Source organism: Geodermatophilus sabuli, from assembly GCF_900215145.1.
In the GTDB taxonomy this organism is placed as follows: Bacteria; Actinomycetota; Actinomycetes; order Mycobacteriales; family Geodermatophilaceae; genus Geodermatophilus; species Geodermatophilus sabuli.
This window is the reverse complement of record NZ_OBDO01000010.1, coordinates 272,150-289,055: the sequence shown is the minus strand read 5'-3', so window position 1 is coordinate 289,055 and position 16,906 is coordinate 272,150. Positions and strand designations below refer to the sequence as shown.

Sequence of the window (16,906 nt, the reverse complement as noted above, 5' to 3'; positions counted from 1 at the left end):
CACGCCACACAACCCGAACCCGCCCACCCCCAGCACCGCGCCATCGGGCACGTCGGCCACCGCCGCGGCAGCACTGTCCACCACCTTGTCCATGCAGCAACCACCGTCCGTTCCGGGCGGCTGGGTGCTCCTGTGTCAGGCGGGGCGGCCCAGCTCGCGGATGCCCTCGATCGTGCAGCCGAGCGTAGCCGTCACCCGTTCGGCGGCCGCACGGGCGGGCAGCGTCCCGGCCACGGGGGAGTGGACCAGCACGATCGAGGCGCCAGCGGCCAGGGGGGTGAGCAGCCAGGCCACCGGGCCGGCCTCCTCGGCGGTGCGCTCGTCGACGAGCACGCGGTCACCGGCGGCGAGCTCCAGGCGACCGGCTAGCTCCCGCGCGGTGTCGACGAGGCCGCCGAGGGTGAGCTCGAGCCCGCCGAGGGCCAGCCCCGGTGCGCCCGGGTCGGGCTGCTGCCAGGGCGAGAAGACGTCGCCGTGCGCGCGCACCTCGAGCGCGAAGTCGCGGGCCGGCCCGGAGTAGCCGGTCATGCCGAGGCCCAGCGGGTGCAGCGACAGGCCCAGCAGCTCCGGGAGGTCCTGCTCCTCGAGCGGCGCCAGCCGGTCCTGCGCGGCCAGGACGACGTCGGCGCCGTCCAGCCGGCCGTCGTCCTCGGCCGCGGTGTCGAGCACCGTGGCACCGCAGCTCCACACCGCCAGCAGCGCCGCCGCGGTCTGCCAGTGCACCGGCAGCGCGAGCGCCACCGTGCTGCCGGCGGTGACGTCGAACTCGTCCTGCAGCAGGTTCGCCGTCTTGGCCACCCAGTTGGCCAGCGTCGCGCCGGAGAGCTCCACCCGCTCGCCGGTGGTGTCGTCGTAGTACGTGACCAGCGGCGCGGCCGCGTCCCGTCGCAGCCGGGCGGCCAGCAGGTCGGCGGGGGTGTCGGCCATCAGTTGATGCAGCCGGTGTCCGCGGCGGTGCGGGCGTCCTCGCCCTCCACCGGCGCAGCGGGCGCGGCGGGGTCGACGGCCTGGCCCACGCCGTTGAAGTCGGCGCCGAGGACTAGCTGGACGGTCCCGGAGACGGCGTCCTCGCCGACCTCGGTGACCGCGCCGGGGATGGCGGCGGCGACCGTGGCGGCGAGACCCTCGTCGCCGGAGGCGTACCGGACGACGGTCCGGTCGTGGTCCGCGGAGTCGGCGTTGCCCGTGCTGCCCACGACGAACCCGCCGGCGGTCAGCTCGGCCGCCGCGTCGGCGGCCAGCCCGGGCACGCCGGAGCCGTTGAGGACGCTGACCGTGACGGCCGACGGGGCGACCGGCTGCGGCGCCGCGGGCTCGTCCCCGGGAGCGGCGGGCTCGGCCGACAGCTGGACGAAGAAGTCCTGGAGGGTGTCCTCGTCGGCCAGCCGGATGATCGACCGGCCCTGGTCGTCCCGGTCGTCTCCGACGTACGGGACGGTCTGGAACTGGATGCTGCCGGCGGTGACCGACTGCAGCTGCGTGGCCAGGCCGAACAGGTCCAGGCTCTCGTCGACGGTCAGCGAGCCGGCGGCCGCCTCCACGAGCTGCCGCTGCTTGCCCAGGTCGAGGAGCACGTTGTCCGACAGCATCTTGCGGATCATCCCGGCGATGAACGTCTGCTGGCGGACGATCCGGTCGAAGTCGCCGCGGGGGAGGCCGTGCCGCTGACGGACGAAGGCCAGGGCCTGCTCACCGCTGATCGTCTGGACGCCCGCGGGCAGGTTGACGCCCGAGTAGCTGTCCCGCACGGGGGTGCACAGGTTGACCTCCACGCCGCCGATCACGCTGGACAGCTGGAAGAAGCCGAGCAGGTCCACCTCGGCGTAGTGGTCGATCTGCAGACCGCTGACGCCGCTGACGGTCTGGATGAGCAACTGGGCGCCGGCGGCCTGCCGGGCGGCCTCGTCGGTGCCGTCGGGCAGCCCGTAGTAGCCGACGGCGTATGCGGCGTTGAGCTTGTCCCAGCCGTGGCCGGGGATCTGCACGTAGGAGTCGCGGGGGAAGGAGACGAACGACGCCTTGGAGCCGTCGGCCGGGACGTGCACCAGGATCATCGTGTCGGTGTTGAGGCCGGCGTCCTCACCGGCGGTGAGCTGCCCGAGCTGCTCCGGGGTCAGCCGGCTGCGGCTGTCGCTGCCGACCAGCAGGAGGTTCATGGCCTCGTGGACATCGGCGCTGTCGGAGTTGCCGTCGCTGGGGATGGCGTCGGTGCGGTTGACGCTGGCGTCGGCCACCTGGCCGAGGTACCAGCCCCACCCGCTGGCCGCGAGGATGACGACCGCGAGCACGGCGGCGACCACGCGGGTGGCGACGACCAGGCGGCTTCGTCCGCGCGCCGCGCCGGACCGGGGGGCCGGACCCTGTTCGGCCGCCGCATCCGAGACCGGGGGAGGGGTCGCCCTCGTGCGCGGCGGGCGTCCGCTGCGCGGATCGAGTCGCGCGGGTAGCGGACGGCCACCCCGGCCGGCGTCCTTGTTCCGCTCGTCGCTCACGGGATTCGATCCTCACATCGGTGCGGGGACGGGAGCCCGGCCTCGACCGGGTGCGCCGACGGGCGCCGGCGTCCGCTGGCCGGACGTCCGTGGCGGCGATGCTAGTTGCGCCGGGAGAGCTGCGGAGCCCTCCGACACGGACCCGTCCGCCCACCTGGCCCCTCCCGGGCTCACCGGGCGCACGGGTCACACGCTGCACTCCGGGGTGCGATCCCGATGCGGGAGACTGGAGCCGAGTGCCGGGGTCTGCCCGGCGGGAACGAGGGGTCAACGCGTGCGCATCTTGGTCACTGGCGGTGCCGGGTTCATCGGCTCCCACTACGTCCGGACCATGCTGAGCGGCGGGTACCCCGGGTTCGAGGACGCCGAGGTCGTCGTCTTCGACAAGCTGACGTACGCCGGGAACCTGGCGAACCTCGCCCCGGTCGCCGACGATCCGCGGTACCGCTTCGTCCGGGGTGACATCTGCGTCCCGGCGGACCTGGACGCCGCGCTCCCCGGCGTCGACGTCGTCGTGAACTTCGCCGCCGAGTCCCACGTCGACCGCTCCATCACCGGCGCGGCCGACTTCGTCCTCACCAACGTGCTGGGTGCCCAGCAGGTGTTCGAGGCGTGCCTGCGGCACGGCGTGGGCCGCGTGCTGCACGTCTCCACCGACGAGGTGTACGGCTCGATCGACGAGGGCTCCTGGACGGAGGACCACATCCTCGAGCCGAACTCGCCCTACTCGGCGGCCAAGGCCGGCAGTGACCTCATCGCCCGGGCGTACGCCAAGACCTACGGGCTGAACATCTCCATCACCCGGTGCAGCAACAACTACGGGCCGTACCACTTCCCGGAGAAGGTCATCCCGCTGTTCGTGACCAACCTGCTCGACGGGGAGAAGGTGCCGCTGTACGGGGAGGGCGCCAACGTCCGCGACTGGCTGTTCGTCGACGACCACTGCCGCGGGATCCAGCTGGTGGTGGAGAAGGGGCTGCCCGGCGAGTTCTACAACATCGGGGGCGGCCGCGAGCTGTCCAACCGGGAGCTGACCGAGAAGCTGCTGGAGGCGACGGGCCGCGACTGGAGCTCCGTGCAACACATCGTCGACCCGCGCGGCGGCGGCCACGACCTGCGCTACTCCGTCGACTACTCCAAGACCGCCGCGCTCGGCTACGCGCCCCGCATGACCTTCGAGGACGGGCTGGCCCTCACCGTGCAGTGGTACCGGGACAACCGGGCCTGGTGGGGGCCGCTCAAGGCCGCGGCGGCCACGGCCCGGGCATGACGACCTCCTGGCTGGTGACCGGCGCCCGCGGCCAGGTGGGGCACGACCTGCTCGACGTCCTGGCCGGCCGGCCGGGGGACCGGGTCACCGCCGTCGGCCGCGCGGAGGTCGACCTCACCGACGAGGGGGCGGTGCGCGGCTGCCTCCGCGACTGGCTCGCCGGTGTGCGGGACCGCGGGGAGCGCGCCGTCCTGCTCAACGCCGCCGCCTACACCGCGGTCGACGACGCCGAGACCGACGAGGGCACGGCCCAGCGGGTGAACGGCGACGCGCCGGGGTGGCTCGCCCAGGAGATGGCCGGTGCCGGGCGCCTGGTGCACGTCTCCACCGACTACGTCTTCGACGGTTCGGCCACCGAGCCCTATCCGGTCGACGCGCCCACCGCCCCCCGCTCGGTGTACGGCCGCACCAAGGCCGCCGGCGAGCGGGCGGTCGCCGCGGCCGGTGGGGACGCCACGACGGTGCGCACCGCCTGGGTCTACGGGGAGCACGGCGGCAACTTCGTCCGCACGATGCTCCGCCTGGAGCGCGAGCGGCCGACGGTGTCGGTCGTGACCGACCAGGTGGGCTCCCCGACCTGGTCCCTGGACCTGGCCCGTGGCCTGGTGGCACTCGGTTCCCGGGAGGAGCCGGCGCCACCGGTCCTGCACTACACCAACACCGGCGCCGCGAGCTGGTGGGAGGTGGCGCGGGCGGTCTTCGAGGAGCGGGGGGCTGATCCCGACCGGGTCCTGCCCACCACCACCGACGCCTTCCCGCGGCCGGCCCCCCGGCCGGCGTACTCGGTGCTCGACACCGGCGCCTGGAGCGCCGCGGGGCTGCCGGCGCCGCGGGCGTGGCGGACGGCGCTGGCGGAGGCCCTGCGCTCCTGGTGACGCCGGGGCGTGCCCCTCCGGTGACTGCTGGTGCACGGGTGACCCGAGGGGCGGATCGAGCGTCCGAAGGTCACAGAGGCTGGTGAAGCCGCCGAGAGCGGTGGTTTCCTCTTCGCGACAATCACCGTCGGTGAGCGGCGCGCCTCAAGCTGTAGTCCCCTCCTGACGATGAAGCTGCGGTACGGGTCCGTCTCGCCGTGTCACCGGGCTCCCGCTCGCCCAACGGAGGAACCAGTTCGTGCGCCGCACACTCATCGCCTCGTCCGCCTTCCTCGTCCTCACCGGGACCGTCCTCGTCCTGCCCGTCTACGCAGCTCCCGCGCCTGACGCCGAGCCGGTCGCGCCCTCCATCGAGGCGGTTGACCTGGGGTCGGTCGAGGCGCCCGCGGACGCCGCCGTCGTGACCGCCGACGGTGCTGTCGTCGACGCGGGCCCCGCGGCACCGGTCGACGCCCCGTCCGCCGGGCTGCCGCCCGAGCCGGCGACGACGGCCGCCGGTGACGAGGTCGCCAGCTCCGGCAAGGAGATCGACGGCGTGCCCGCGCTCACCGTCGCCCAGCCGGACACCGAGCCGTTCTCGGCGGTCGGTGTCACGTGGGCCGAGGACGAGTCGGTGACCGGGGTGACCGTCCAGCTCCGGGTGAGGAAGGCCTCGGGTGGTTGGGGGGCGTGGACCACCGTCGAGGAGGACGACGTCGAGCAGGAGGCGGGGACCGCGCCCGCCGGGGCCGACGTCCGCGGAGGCACCGCCCCGGTGTGGACCGGCTCCGCGCGCGGCGTCGAGGTCGTGGTCCAGGCGGCGGACGGCAGCACGCCGCAGGACGTCCAGATGCAGCTGATCGACCCCGGCAAGAGCGCGGCCGACGCCACCCCGGGCAAGCCCGAGATCACCGACCAGGCGAACGCGGCCGCGACGATGCCGGCCATCTTCTCCCGCGCGCAGTGGGGCGCCGACGAGGGTCTGATGGGTTGGGACCCGGAGTACGCCCCGACGATCAAGGCCGCGACCATCCACCACACGGCCGACGGCAACAACTACGCCGCCGCCGACGTCCCGCAGATCATGCGCTCGATGTACGCCTACCACGCGGTCAGCCGCGGGTGGGGCGACATCGGCTACAACGTCGTCGTCGACAAGTTCGGCCGCGCCTGGGAGGGCCGGGCCGGTGGCCTGGCGAGCACCGTCGTCGGCGCGCACGCCGGTGGGTTCAACACCGGCACCTTCGGTGTCTCGATGCTCGGCAACTACGACGTCGTCGCGCCGCCGACGGTGATGCTCGAGATGGTCTCCGCCGTCGTCGCCTGGAAGCTGTCCCTGTACGGCGTCGACCCGCGCGGGACCACCACCCTCACCTCGGGCGGCGGTGGCACGGCCAAGTACGCCGCCGGCGTGGCGGTGAAGCTGCCGACGGTCTTCGCCCACCGCGACGTCGGGGCCACCGCCTGCCCCGGCCAGTACGCCTACAGCCGGATGAACGACATCCGCTCCATGGTCGCCGCCAAGTGGGTGCCCGGCGGTGGGCCGATCGCCGCGCAGAGCCTCCTGCGCAACACCAACACCCCCGGGCCGGCGGACGTCCAGCTGACCCGTGGCGACCGCGGCGACAAGCCGCTGGCCTGCGACTGGAACGGCGACGGCACCACGACCGTCGGGGTCTTCCGCAAGGGCCGCTTCTTCCTGTTCGACTCCAACGCCCAGGACGCCGCGCCGGTGGCCGACTTCTGGTTCGGCAACCCGAACGACAAGCCGCTCTGCGGTGACTGGGACGGCGACGGCAGGGACAGCATCGGTGTGTGGCGCGCCGGCTGGTTCTACCTGCGCAACGCCAACTCGACGGGCCCGGCGCAGGGCGCCTTCGCGTTCGGCAACGTCGACGCGCAGCCGGTCGTGGGCAACTGGGACGGTGACCCCTTCGACACCGTCGGCGTCTACCAGCGCAACGTCTTCTTCTGGACCAACAGCAACCTGCGGCCGGTGGCCAACGGACAGGTGCCCTTCGGCGCCGGCACCGACCGCATCGTCAGCGGCGACTGGAGCGGCACCGGCCGCGACTCCATCGGGGTCCACCGCGGCACGACGTTCTACCTGACCAACAGCCTCACCCGCGGCTCGACCGACGTGACGGTCCTGTACGGCGACGTCGCTGACGTGGCACTGCTCGGCGACTGGGACGGCAACGGCACCGACACCCTGGGGGTCTCCCGTGGGTACTGACCTGCGCGGGCGCGCCCGTCGGTGGGCGACGGCCGCCCTGGCCGGTGCCGGCCTGGTGGCCGCCGGTCTGCTGGTCGCTCCGGCACCGGCTGCCGATGCGGCCATCACCGGCGACGTCCAGTTCACCGGCCACGGCTGGGGGCACGGCCGTGGCCTGGGGCAGTGGGGCGCCTACGGCTACGCGACCCAGCACGGCTGGCCCTACACGCAGATCCTGTCGCACTACTACGGCGGGACGACGCAGTCCGGGCAGGCCAACGGCGTCATCACCGTCCAGCTCATGGACCAGGAGGGGGACGACCTGGTCGTGACCTCCGGTCGTGACTTCACCGTGGGTGGCATCCCGGTGAGCGCCGGCTCGGCGGCCCGGGTACGGGCCCAGGCGGACGGCTCCTTCGTGCTCTCCACCAGCTACGGCTGCGCCAGCCCCGCGGTCTGGACGACGACGATCCCCCACTCGCGCGTCGTCTCCTCGGTGGAGCCGGGCAACGACCTGCGCGCGATGTTGAGCCTCTGCACGCCGGCGGGCACCAAGCAGTACCGGGGGGAGCTGTCGGTGCTCTGGGCCACGAACGCCCAGCACACCGTCAACAGCATCTGGATGGAGGACTACCTGCGCGGCGTGGTCCCGCGGGAGTCCCCGGCGTCCTGGGGCGACGCCGCCGGCGGCAAGGGCCTGGAGGCGCTCAAGGCGCAGTCCGTGGCGGCTCGCTCCTACGCCTGGGCCGAGGGCCGCTCCACGTGGGCGAAGACATGTGACACCACGTCGTGCCAGGTCTACCTGGGGGCCGGGACCAACTACAACACCCTCGAGGACCGGCGGACGGATGCCGCGATCGCCGCCACCGCCGGGGTGGTGCTCCGCAACGGGGCCGGGAGCATCGTCCGCGCCGAGTTCAGCTCCTCCACCGGTGGCTGGACGGCGGGGGGTGTGTTCCCGGCGATCCGGGACGACGGCGACGTCGCCTCTCCGCACCACAACTGGGCGCAGGCCGTTCCCGCCACGACGATCGCCGACGCCTTCGGCGTGGGCACGCTGACCGACATCCGGGTCAGTGCGCGCAACGGCCTGGGGGCCGACGGCGGGCGGGTCACCCAGGTCCAGATCATCGGTACCGCGAAGACGGTGACCGCGACCGGCGCCACGGTCCGTACCAAGCTGGGCCTGAAGTCGGACTGGTTCACCATCACCGGCGTGGCGGCGCCCGTGCCGGTGCCCGTGCAGCCCGTCGTCTACCGCGGGTCGGGCAACGTCGTCGGGGCGTCGGCCCAGGAGGTCCTGTTCGGCCAGCCCGGCGACGTCCCGGTGTCCTGCGACTGGGACGGCGACGGGGTCGACACGCTGGGCATCTTCCGGACCGGTGTCTTCCACATCACCAACGCGGCCGGATCCGGTCGGGCCGAGGCCACGTTCGGCTTCGGGCAGGCAGGGGACCAGCCGGTCTGCGGCGACTGGGACGGCAACGGCACGGACACCGTCGGGGTGTACCGATCGGGCCTGGTGTTCCTCCGCAACAGCAACACCACCGGGGTGGCCGACGGGTCGTTCTGGTTCGGTGAGCGGGGCGACGTGCTGGTGGTCGGCAACTGGGACGGCGATCCGTTCGACACCGTCGGGGTGTGGCGGCGGGGCACCTACTACCTGGCCAACAGCAACCTGCGGCCGGTGGCGGACGCGGTGGTGCCCTACGGGGCGGCGACCGACCAGCCGACGGTGGGGGACTGGGACGCCGACGGCACCGACACCATCGGGGTCTACCGGACGGACGCCTTCTACCTGCGCAACAGCAACCGGGTGGGCGCGGCCGACGCCGTCGTCCCGTTCGGGGCCGTCGGGGACCGGCCGTTGCCCGGCCGCTGGACGGCGCGCGCCGGTGACGTGGTGGGGGTCGCCCGGGCGTACTGAGGGCGGGAGGACAGCGGGGCGGGGGAGCCGATCGGCGCCCCGCCCCGCTCGCGTCCCCGGCCGGGGCGACTGGTGGTCGTGGGACCGCTGGGCAGGGTGTGCCCGTCGTGCCGGGTTCTCCCTTCCTCGTCCCGAAGCGCAGCGCCGGGACGGGTACCGTTCTCCCACGTGTCAACTGCACCGCCCCGCTCGGACCCCCGCTCGTGGTCCCGGACCGCCGAGGACCTCGCCGGCGGCTGGGGGCAGCGGCAGCTGTGGGGGCACCTCGGCTGGCAGGACATCAAGCAGCGGTACCGACGCTCGGTGCTCGGCCCCATCTGGATCACCATCAGCATGGCGGTCACCGCCATCGCTCTGGGGATCCTCTACGCCGGGCTGTTCGGCAACGACCTGGCGGTCCAGTTGCCCTACATCCTGGTCGGCTTCATCGTCTGGGGCTTCATCAGCGGCTGCATCCTCGAGGGCGCCGACGTCTTCATCGCCAACGAGGGGCTGATCAAGCACCTGCCGTCGCCGCTGAGCGTGCACGTCTACCGACTGGTCTGGCGGCAGACGCTGCTGTTCGCGCACAACATGATCGTCTACCTGATCATGCTGGTGATCTTCCCCCAGCCGCTGCACTGGACGGTGGTGTACGTCGTCCCGGCCGTCGCGCTGCTGATGGTCAACGGCGTCTGGGTCGCGTTGCTCCTGGGCATCATCACGACGCGGTTCCGCGACCTGAACCCGATCACCCAGAGCATCGTGCAGTTGATGTTCTTCCTGACGCCGATCGTCTGGATCTACGAGGACTTCCTGAACTCGGCCAACCCCACGATCGCCGAGCGTGCGCGGCTGGCGGAGCTGAACCCGTTCCTGCACTTCGTCGAGATCGTCCGGCGCCCGCTGCTGGGCCAGGACCAGCAGCTGCGGTACTGGGTCGTCGTCCTCGCCATCACGGTGATCGGCTGGCTCGTGACGCTGTTCGTCGTCCGCCGGTACCGGTCCCGCGTCTCGTATTGGGTGTGAACGTGTCCGAACCGACCCGCCGCGTCAGCATCACGACCAAGGACGCCTGCGTCGACTTCCCGATCTTCGACGCCAAGAGCCGGTCGCTGAAGAAGACGGTCATAGGCCTCGTCGGGGGCAACATCGCCAGCACCAGCAAGGTGCCGATCATCGAGGCGCTGACCGACGTCACGCTGCACCTCGAGCACGGCGCCCGGGTGGCGCTGGTCGGGCACAACGGTGCCGGGAAGACGACGCTGCTGCGGCTGCTGTCCGGCATCTACGAGCCCACCCGCGGCGTCGCGGAGATCTCCGGCCGGGTGGCGCCGATCTTCGACCTCGGGGTCGGCATGGACCCGGAGATCTCGGGCCTGGACAACATCATGATCCGCGGGCTGTTCCTGGGCATGAGCCGCAAGCAGATGGAACAGCGGATCGACGACATCGCGGACTTCACCGAGCTCGGTGACTTCCTCCGGATGCCGCTGCGCACCTACTCGACGGGCATGCGGGTCCGCCTCGCGCTCGGGGTGGTCACCAGCATCGACCCGGAGATCCTGCTGCTCGACGAGGGCATCGGGGCGGTCGACGCCGCGTTCCTGGAGAAGTCCAAGAAGCGCCTGTCGGACCTGGTCGACCGGTCCGGCCTGCTGGTCTTCGCCTCGCACTCCGACGAGTTCCTCCGCGAGCTGTGCGACACCGCCATCTGGATGGAGCACGGGCGGGTGAAGATGCAGGGCGAGCTGGAGGAGGTCCTGCGGGCCTACAAGGGCCAGGCGGCGTGACCGGCAGTCCAGCGGACGTCCCGGACGGGGAGCGCGTCGTCGCGGTCGTCGTCACCCGGCACCGGCGGGAGCAGCTGGCGCAGAGCCTGGCCGCGATCGCGGGGCAGTCCCGCCCCGTGGACGCCGTCGTCGTGGTGGACAACGGCCCCGACCAGTCCGCCGAGGACGTCGTCCGGGGCAGCGGCCTGCCGGTGACGTACCTGCCGAGCGACCGCAACCTGGGCGGCGCCGGTGGCTTCGCGCTGGGCATGCTGACGGCGCTGGCGTCGGGCGCCGACTGGGTGTGGTGCGCCGACGACGACGGCCGTCCCGCCGACGAGCGCGTCCTGGAGACCCTCCTGGCCAGTGCCCGGCGGCACGGGCTGGCCGAGGTCTCCCCGCTGGTCACCGACATGGCCGACCCCGACCGGCTGGCCTTCCCGCTGCGCCGCGGGCTGCGCTGGCGGCGCCGGCGCAGCGACTTCGCGCACCTGGACCTGCTGCCCGGTTACGCGTCGCTGTTCAACGGCGCGCTGTTCCGCGCCGAGGCCCTCGACGTCGTCGGCGTGCCGGACTACCGGCTGTTCTTCCGGGGCGACGAGACCGAGATCCACCGCCGGCTGGTGCGGTCCGGGCTGCCGTTCGGCACCTGCCCCGGGGCGGCGTACCTGCACCCCGAGGGCACGACGGAGTTCGAGCCGATCCTCGGCGGGCGGCTGTCGGCGCAGTACCCGGCCAACGAGGTCAAGCGCTACTTCACCTACCGCAACCGCGGCTACCTCATGGCGCAGCCGGGCATGCGCTGGCTGCTCCCGCTGGAGTGGGTGCGCTTCGGCTACTTCTTCCTGGTCCACCGCCGCGACCCGGGTGCCTGGCGCGAGTGGCTGCGCCTCACCCGGGCCGGGCGGCGGGAGCGGTTCACTCGCCCCTGAGCTCCCCGTTGAAGGCCTGCCGCCAGCTCTCCGGCGAGGTGAGCTGCTGCATGTGCTCGCGGTACTGCTTCTTCAGCTTGGGGAACTCCCGCAGCAGCCGCACGTGCACCCGCGCCGAGTGGTTCAGCATCCGCCAGAAGGTGTCCGGCTCGCGCCGCCGGAAGGTGACCCCACGCCCGTCGGCGGTACCGACGGTGGCGCTGTCCAGCCGCGACAGCAGGAACCAGCGGGCGTCCTGAGCGCTGATGTTGATCTCCGGGCGCTCGGCGGTGTCCGCCTTCGGCGGACGCAGGTTGTGCACGAGGGCGGCGAGCAGCGTGCGGCCGATGGTGAGCGGCGTCGTCGGCGGCTTCATGAACTTCTCCGCCTTGATGGCCCCCATCGACGGCAGCGGCAGGTCCGACGAGGACCCCACGACCCGGCCGTCGGGGTAGTCGCCCTGGTGCTCCAGCGCCGTGGGCAGCGCGGTCGGCAGGATCGGGAACAGCCGCTCCGGCCCGGCGAGGAAGTCCTCGTAGGCGCGGTGGTGCAGCGCCGCCGTGGCGTACTGCAGCATGATCAGGAACTTCAGGTCGAACTTGAAGGTGTCCAGGAGCAGCCGGCCACCCCGCTTGTAAGGGGTGTGCAGCGCGGCCGCTACCAGCCGGTTGCGGGTGTGGAAGTACGCCTGCCACCCGGCCGTGTCGTCCTTGTCGCTCCACGACAGGTGCCAGACGGCGACGCCGGGCAGGGTCGCGGTGGGGAAGCCGTGCTCACCGGCGCGGATGCCGTACTCGGCGTCGTCCCACTTGATGAACAGCGGCAGCGCCAGTCCCAGCTGCTCGATCGCCTGGCGGGGGATGAGGCACATCCACCAGCCGGTGTAGTCGACGTCGATGCGGCGGTGCAGGTCCGGTGACTCGCGCAGGCTCTCCTTGGCGAAGTCGTGGGCGTACTCGGTGTTGGGGGCGGCCCGCCAGAAGAACTTCTCCCGCGCGACGACCTCGCCCATGGTGTGCAGAACCGAGCGATCCTGCAGGGCCAGCATCTGGCCGCCGACCAGCATCGGCGCCTTGGTGAAGCGGGCGAAGGCGTACGCCCGGGCGATGCTGTCGGGCTCCAGCTGGACGTCGTCGTCGAGCAGGATGTGGTGCGTCGCGTCGGTGTTCTCGAGCATCTCGTACATCGTCCGCGAGAAGCCGCCGCTGCCGCCGAGGTTGCCCTGCTCGACCAGCATCAGCTTGTCGCCCAGCCCGGCGGACGCCGCGGCGAAGCCGGCGTCGTCGCGCACCTTCTTGTTGCCCTGGTCGGCGACGATCACCTTCGAGATGACACCGGCGACGACGGGGTCGTCGGCGAGTGCGGCCAGCGCCGCGACGCAGTCGGTCGGCCGGTTGTAGGTGCAGATGCCGATCGACAGGCGGGTGTCCTGCTGCGGGGCCTGCGCGGCCGACCACGACGCCTCGTGCACGACGAGCGGGGCGTCGTCGGCGGTGACGTCGAACCAGTACCAGCCACCGTCCTCGAACGGGGTGAGGTCCAGCTCGAACTCCAGCACCCGCTCGTCGCCGGAGGTCGTGGCCCCGGTGACGTGGATGATGCTGCCGTCGGCCTTGGACCGGTAGACGTCGATCCGGCCCGGGCCGGAGACCCGCATGCCCAGCACCACCGTCTGCAGCACGGTCCACCGCCGCCAGTAGCTGGCCGGGAAGGCGTTGAAGTACGTGGCGAAGGAGACCTCGTTCCCGGGGGCGACGCTGGCCTCCGACCGGGAACGGGACGTGACCCGCTTGGTGCCGGCCCCGCTCTCGTCGACGTAGAGGGCGCGGACCTTCAACGGGTCGCCGGAGCGCGGGAGCAGCACCCGCTGCAGCAACGTCACGGCCTTGCCGGTCGCGAGGTCGGCGGCGGAGGCGTCGGTGACGCGCTCGGGTGACACCGGGGAGGTGATCGTGGTCATCGGTGCGTCAGTCCTCGCGGGGGGTCAGTCGTCGAGGCGGCCGTCGAGCGACTCGCCCTGGTCGAAGAAGGGGCGGATGCGGTTGTCGAACATGCTCAGCGCCGACCCGATCGCCATGTGCATGTCCAGGTACTTGTACGTGCCCAGCCGGCCGCCGAAGAGAACCCGCTTGTCCGCGGCCTCCTTCTTGGCCAGCTCGCGGTAGCGCTCCAGCTTGGCGCGGTCCTCGGGTGTGTTGATCGGGTAGTACGGCTCGTCGCCGGTCTGCGCGAAGCGGGAGTACTCGCGCACGACGACGGTCTTGTCCTGGGGGTAGTCGCGCTCGGGGTGGAAGTGCCGGAACTCGTGGATCCGGGTGAAGGGCACGTCCTCGTCGGCGTAGTTCATGACCGACGTCCCCTGGAAGTCGCCGATCGGCAGGACCTCGGTCTCGAAGTCCAGCGTCCGCCAGCCCAGCTCGCCGGCCTCGTAGTCGAAGTACTTGTCGATCGGGCCGGTGAAGACGGTAGGCACGTCCTGCGGCAGCTCGTCGCGCACCGCGAAGTAGTCGGTGTCCAGCCGCACCTCGATGTTCGGGTGCTCGGCCATCCGGGTCAGCCAGGCGGTGTAACCGTCCTTGGGCAGACCCTCGTAGGTGTCGTTGAAGTACCGGTTGTCGAAGGTGTAGCGCACCGGCAGGCGGGCGATGACCGCGGCGGGCAGCTCGGTCGGGTCGGTCTGCCACTGCTTCTTCGTGTACCCGCGGATGAACGCCTCGTAGAGCGGGCGGCCGATCAGCGAGATCGCCTTCTCCTCGAGGTTCGCGGCCTCGGCGGTGTCGAACTCGGCGGCCTGCTCCGCGACCAGGGCGCGGGCCTCCTCGGGGGAGAAGCTCTTGCCGAAGTACTGGCAGATGGTGGCCAGGTTCATCGGCAGCGAGTAGGTCTGCCCCTTGAAGATGCTGAACACGCGGTGCTGGTAGTTCGTGAACTCGGTGAACTGGTTCACGTACTCCCACACGCGCTCGTTCGAGGTGTGGAACAGGTGCGCGCCGTACACGTGCACCTCGATGCCGGTCTCGGGCTCGGGCGCGGAGTAGGCGTTGCCGCCGATGTGGTCGCGGCGGTCGATGACGAGCACGCGCTTGTCCAGCTGACTCGCCACCCGCTCGGCGACGGTCAGTCCGAAGAAGCCGGAGCCCACGACGACGAGGTCAGGTCTGGCTGAAGTCACGCCTCGCGACGATACCGTCCTGTGACCGACCGGCCCGTCGGCGGCGGCCATCCGGTCACCGGGGCACCACGCGCCCCAGGCGCCCGGGGAGACCGCGTCCGGACGCGACGTGCGGCGGCCCTGCGGCGGGCTCGGGCCCGGATCGGCCGGCGCTTAGGGTGGCCCCGTGCCGGAGCAGCGGGAGACGACGCCACTACGGGTGGTCGCCGTGACCTACTCACCCGGTGAGGCCCTCGACGGCTTCCTCGAGTCCCTGGCGCAGGCCACCACCCGGCCGGTCGAGGTCGTGCTGGCCGACAACGGCTCCACCGACGGCGTCCCCGAGCGGGCGGCGGCCCGGTACCCGCACGTCCGCCTGCTGCGCACCGGCGGGAACATCGGCTACGGCGCCGCGGTCAACGCCGGGCTGGCCGGACTGACCGAGGGGCACGCCGTGGTGGCCAACCCCGACCTCCGGTTCCACCCCGGCTCGATCGACGAGCTGCTCGCCGTGGCGGCCCGGTGGCCCCGCGCGGCGACGGTCGGCCCGGCGATCCGCACGCCGGAGGGCGAGCTCTACCCCTCGGCCCGCGACCTGCCGCAGCTGTCCACGGGTGCCGGGCACGCGCTGCTGGGCTGGGCCTGGCCGGCCAACCCCTGGACGGCGCGGTACCGCCGCGAGCGCGAGGCCCCGCGGGAGCGCCCGGCCGGCTGGCTGTCGGGCTCCTGCCTGCTGGTCGACCTCGCCGCCTTCTGGTCGGTCGGCGGCTTCGACCCCGGCTACTTCATGTACTTCGAGGACGTCGACCTCGCCGAGCGGCTGGGTCGCGCGGGCTGGCTGAACGTCTACGCGCCGTCGGCCGTGGTGGTGCACGAGGGCGGCCACTCCACCCGGCGGGAGCCGCATCGCATGCAGCGGGTGCACCACACCAGTGCCCTGCGCTACCTGTCCGGCCAGCACCCGGGACGGCGGAACGCGCCGCTGCGGCTGGCCCTGCGCGGCGGGCTGGGCGCCCGGATGCTGGTCTCCTACGTCAACGGCCGGGTGGCCGCCGGCGCCCGGTTCCAGCGGCGGGCCGACGACGTGGGTGGAACGGGGGAGAGCTGATGCGGCACGCGGTGATCATGGCGGGCGGTTCGGGGACGCGGCTGTGGCCGCTGTCGCGGGCCGCCCGCCCCAAGCAGCTGCTGGACGTCGTCGCCGACGCGGACGGCGGTGCGCACAGCCTGCTCGCCGAGGCGTTCACCCGGCTGCGTGCGGTGCTGCCGGCCGAGCGGATCTGGGTCTGCACCGCGGCCCGGTACGGCGAGCAGGTGCGGGCCGTGCTGCCCGAGCTGGGTGCCGACCGGCTGATCCTGGAGCCCACGGCGCGCGACACCGCCAACGCGGTGGGGCTGGCGGCCGCCCTCGTGGCCGACGTCGACCCCGACGCCGAGCTCGCCGTCGTGAGCGCCGACCACGTCATCCGCCCGGTCGAGCGGTTCGCGGCCGCGCTGGGCACCGCCTACGACGTCCTCGCCGCCCGGCCGCGCGCGCTGGTCACCCTGGGCATCACGCCCACGGCCCCGGCGACCGGCTTCGGGTACGTCCAGCGCGGCGCGCCGACCGAGGTGCCCGGCGCCGCCGAGGCGGCCTCGTTCCGGGAGAAGCCGGACCGCGCGACCGCCGAGGCGTACCTGGCGTCGGGGGAGTACCTCTGGAACTCGGGCATGTTCGTGTGGCGGGCGCAGACGGTGCTCGACGCGCTGGCCGAGCACCTGCCCGAGTCCGCGGCCGGGCTGGAGCGGGTGGTGGCCGTCCCGGTCGGACCGGAGCGGGACGCCGTCCTGGCCGAGGTCTTCCCCTCGCTGCCGAAGATCAGCGTCGACTACGCCGTGCTGGAACCGGCGGCCACCGAACCGGGCCGCGTGCTGGTCGTCGACCTCGACGTGGACTGGCTGGACGTCGGGTCGTGGCCGGCCCTGGCCGGCACGCTGGAGGGCGACGACGCGGGCAACGCGCTGCGCGGGCTGACCTTGCTCGCCGACAGCGCCGGCAACGTCGTGTTCAGCGACGACCCGGGCCACCTGGTCGCGCTGATCGGCGTCCGGGACAGCGTGGTCGTGCACACCGCCGACGTCACCATGGTCTGCCCCATGACGGACGCCGAGCGGGTCAAGCAGCTGCTCGCGGAGGTCGAGCGGCGGCACGGTCCGCGCTTCTCCTGACCCACGGGCGCGCCGCGGCGTCCCCGCCGGTGAGCGGGGGCGCGACCCGTGGGACGCGTGGGACTCGAGTTGCGGGACGGGGCGCTCCGCGCACCCGGCGCCGGTGCGTCGGGCCGACCGGACCGGT

Annotated in this window: 14 protein-coding genes; 9 read left to right on the top strand and 5 right to left on the bottom strand. The window is 72.7% G+C overall.

Annotated features, from left to right (window positions below; all coding sequences use genetic code 11):
* From CRP39_RS21400 to CRP39_RS21390, 3 genes are all read right to left on the bottom strand, one after another.
* Nucleotides 1–93, bottom strand: a 93-nt coding sequence (locus tag CRP39_RS21400; protein WP_281253798.1) for a CoA-transferase, incomplete at its 3' end; no start/stop codon positions are given.
* A 42-nt stretch (nt 94–135) separates the two neighbouring features.
* Nucleotides 136–927: a TIGR03089 family protein gene (locus CRP39_RS21395; protein ID WP_097208387.1), complete on the bottom strand. Its 792-nt coding sequence runs from the start codon at nt 925–927 to the stop codon at nt 136–138.
* Nucleotides 927–2,288, bottom strand: coding sequence for an LCP family protein (locus CRP39_RS21390; protein ID WP_245854017.1), 1,362 nt, complete (start codon nt 2,286–2,288; stop codon nt 927–929). The genes CRP39_RS21395 and CRP39_RS21390 overlap by 1 nt, the downstream gene beginning before the upstream one ends.
* A gap of 478 nt (nt 2,289–2,766) precedes the next feature.
* On the opposite strand from CRP39_RS21390, the gene rfbB reads away from it, so the two are divergent.
* From rfbB to glfT1, 7 genes are all read left to right on the top strand, one after another.
* On the top strand, nt 2,767–3,762 hold the full coding sequence (gene rfbB, locus CRP39_RS21385; protein WP_097208385.1) for a dTDP-glucose 4,6-dehydratase: 996 nt from the start codon (nt 2,767–2,769) through the stop codon (nt 3,760–3,762).
* Complete coding sequence (gene rfbD / locus CRP39_RS21380; RefSeq protein WP_097208427.1) at nt 3,759–4,637, top strand: dTDP-4-dehydrorhamnose reductase; 879 nt, start codon at nt 3,759–3,761, stop codon at nt 4,635–4,637. The genes rfbB and rfbD overlap by 4 nt, the downstream gene beginning before the upstream one ends.
* A 238-nt stretch (nt 4,638–4,875) precedes the next feature.
* Nucleotides 4,876–6,852: a peptidoglycan recognition protein family protein gene (locus tag CRP39_RS26480; RefSeq protein ID WP_143426722.1), complete on the top strand. Its 1,977-nt coding sequence runs from the start codon at nt 4,876–4,878 to the stop codon at nt 6,850–6,852.
* Nucleotides 6,842–8,758 (top strand): SpoIID/LytB domain-containing protein, encoded by a 1,917-nt coding sequence (locus CRP39_RS21370; protein WP_097208384.1) that lies wholly within the window; start codon nt 6,842–6,844, stop codon nt 8,756–8,758. Before CRP39_RS26480 ends, CRP39_RS21370 begins: the two co-directional genes overlap by 11 nt.
* Before the next feature lie 168 nt (nt 8,759–8,926).
* A complete protein-coding gene (gene wzm / locus CRP39_RS21365; RefSeq protein WP_097208383.1) occupies nt 8,927–9,766 on the top strand; it encodes a galactan export ABC transporter permease subunit Wzm/RfbD in 840 nt (279 codons plus the stop codon).
* Nucleotides 9,767–9,768: 2 nt separating this feature from the next.
* Nucleotides 9,769–10,530, top strand: a complete 762-nt coding sequence (gene wzt, locus CRP39_RS21360) for a galactan export ABC transporter ATP-binding subunit Wzt/RfbE (RefSeq protein WP_097208426.1) — start codon at nt 9,769–9,771, stop codon at nt 10,528–10,530.
* Nucleotides 10,527–11,441: a galactofuranosyltransferase GlfT1 gene (glfT1, locus tag CRP39_RS21355; RefSeq protein WP_097208382.1), complete on the top strand. Its 915-nt coding sequence runs from the start codon at nt 10,527–10,529 to the stop codon at nt 11,439–11,441. The genes wzt and glfT1 overlap by 4 nt, the downstream gene beginning before the upstream one ends.
* On the opposite strand, the gene CRP39_RS21350 is transcribed toward glfT1, so the two are convergent.
* Both CRP39_RS21350 and glf read right to left on the bottom strand, forming a co-directional pair.
* Nucleotides 11,428–13,380 (bottom strand): glycosyltransferase, encoded by a 1,953-nt coding sequence (locus tag CRP39_RS21350; protein WP_097208381.1) that lies wholly within the window; start codon nt 13,378–13,380, stop codon nt 11,428–11,430. The two genes, glfT1 and CRP39_RS21350, sit on opposite strands and share 14 nt — an antisense overlap.
* Before the next feature lie 24 nt (nt 13,381–13,404).
* Nucleotides 13,405–14,592, bottom strand: coding sequence for a UDP-galactopyranose mutase (gene glf / locus CRP39_RS21345; protein WP_097208380.1), 1,188 nt, complete (start codon nt 14,590–14,592; stop codon nt 13,405–13,407).
* 166 nt (nt 14,593–14,758) lie between these two features.
* On the opposite strand from glf, the gene CRP39_RS21340 reads away from it, so the two are divergent.
* Nucleotides 14,759–15,679 (top strand): glycosyltransferase family 2 protein, encoded by a 921-nt coding sequence (locus CRP39_RS21340; RefSeq protein WP_097208379.1) that lies wholly within the window; start codon nt 14,759–14,761, stop codon nt 15,677–15,679.
* A complete protein-coding gene (locus CRP39_RS21335) occupies nt 15,679–16,779 on the top strand; it encodes a mannose-1-phosphate guanylyltransferase (RefSeq protein ID WP_097208378.1) in 1,101 nt (366 codons plus the stop codon). Before CRP39_RS21340 ends, CRP39_RS21335 begins: the two co-directional genes overlap by 1 nt.
* Nucleotides 16,780–16,906: the final 127 nt, after the last annotated feature.

Bases quoted from the DNA above. Each gene is read 5' to 3' on its own strand.
- CRP39_RS21395 (WP_097208387.1), bottom strand. From the start codon at position 927: ATGGCCGACACCCCCGCCGACCTGCTGGCCGCCCGGCTGCGACGGGAC.
- rfbD (WP_097208427.1), top strand. From the start codon at position 3,759: ATGACGACCTCCTGGCTGGTGACCGGCGCCCGCGGCCAGGTGGGGCAC.
- CRP39_RS21350 (WP_097208381.1), bottom strand. From the start codon at position 13,380: ATGACCACGATCACCTCCCCGGTGTCACCCGAGCGCGTCACCGACGCC.
- CRP39_RS21335 (WP_097208378.1), top strand. From the start codon at position 15,679: ATGCGGCACGCGGTGATCATGGCGGGCGGTTCGGGGACGCGGCTGTGG.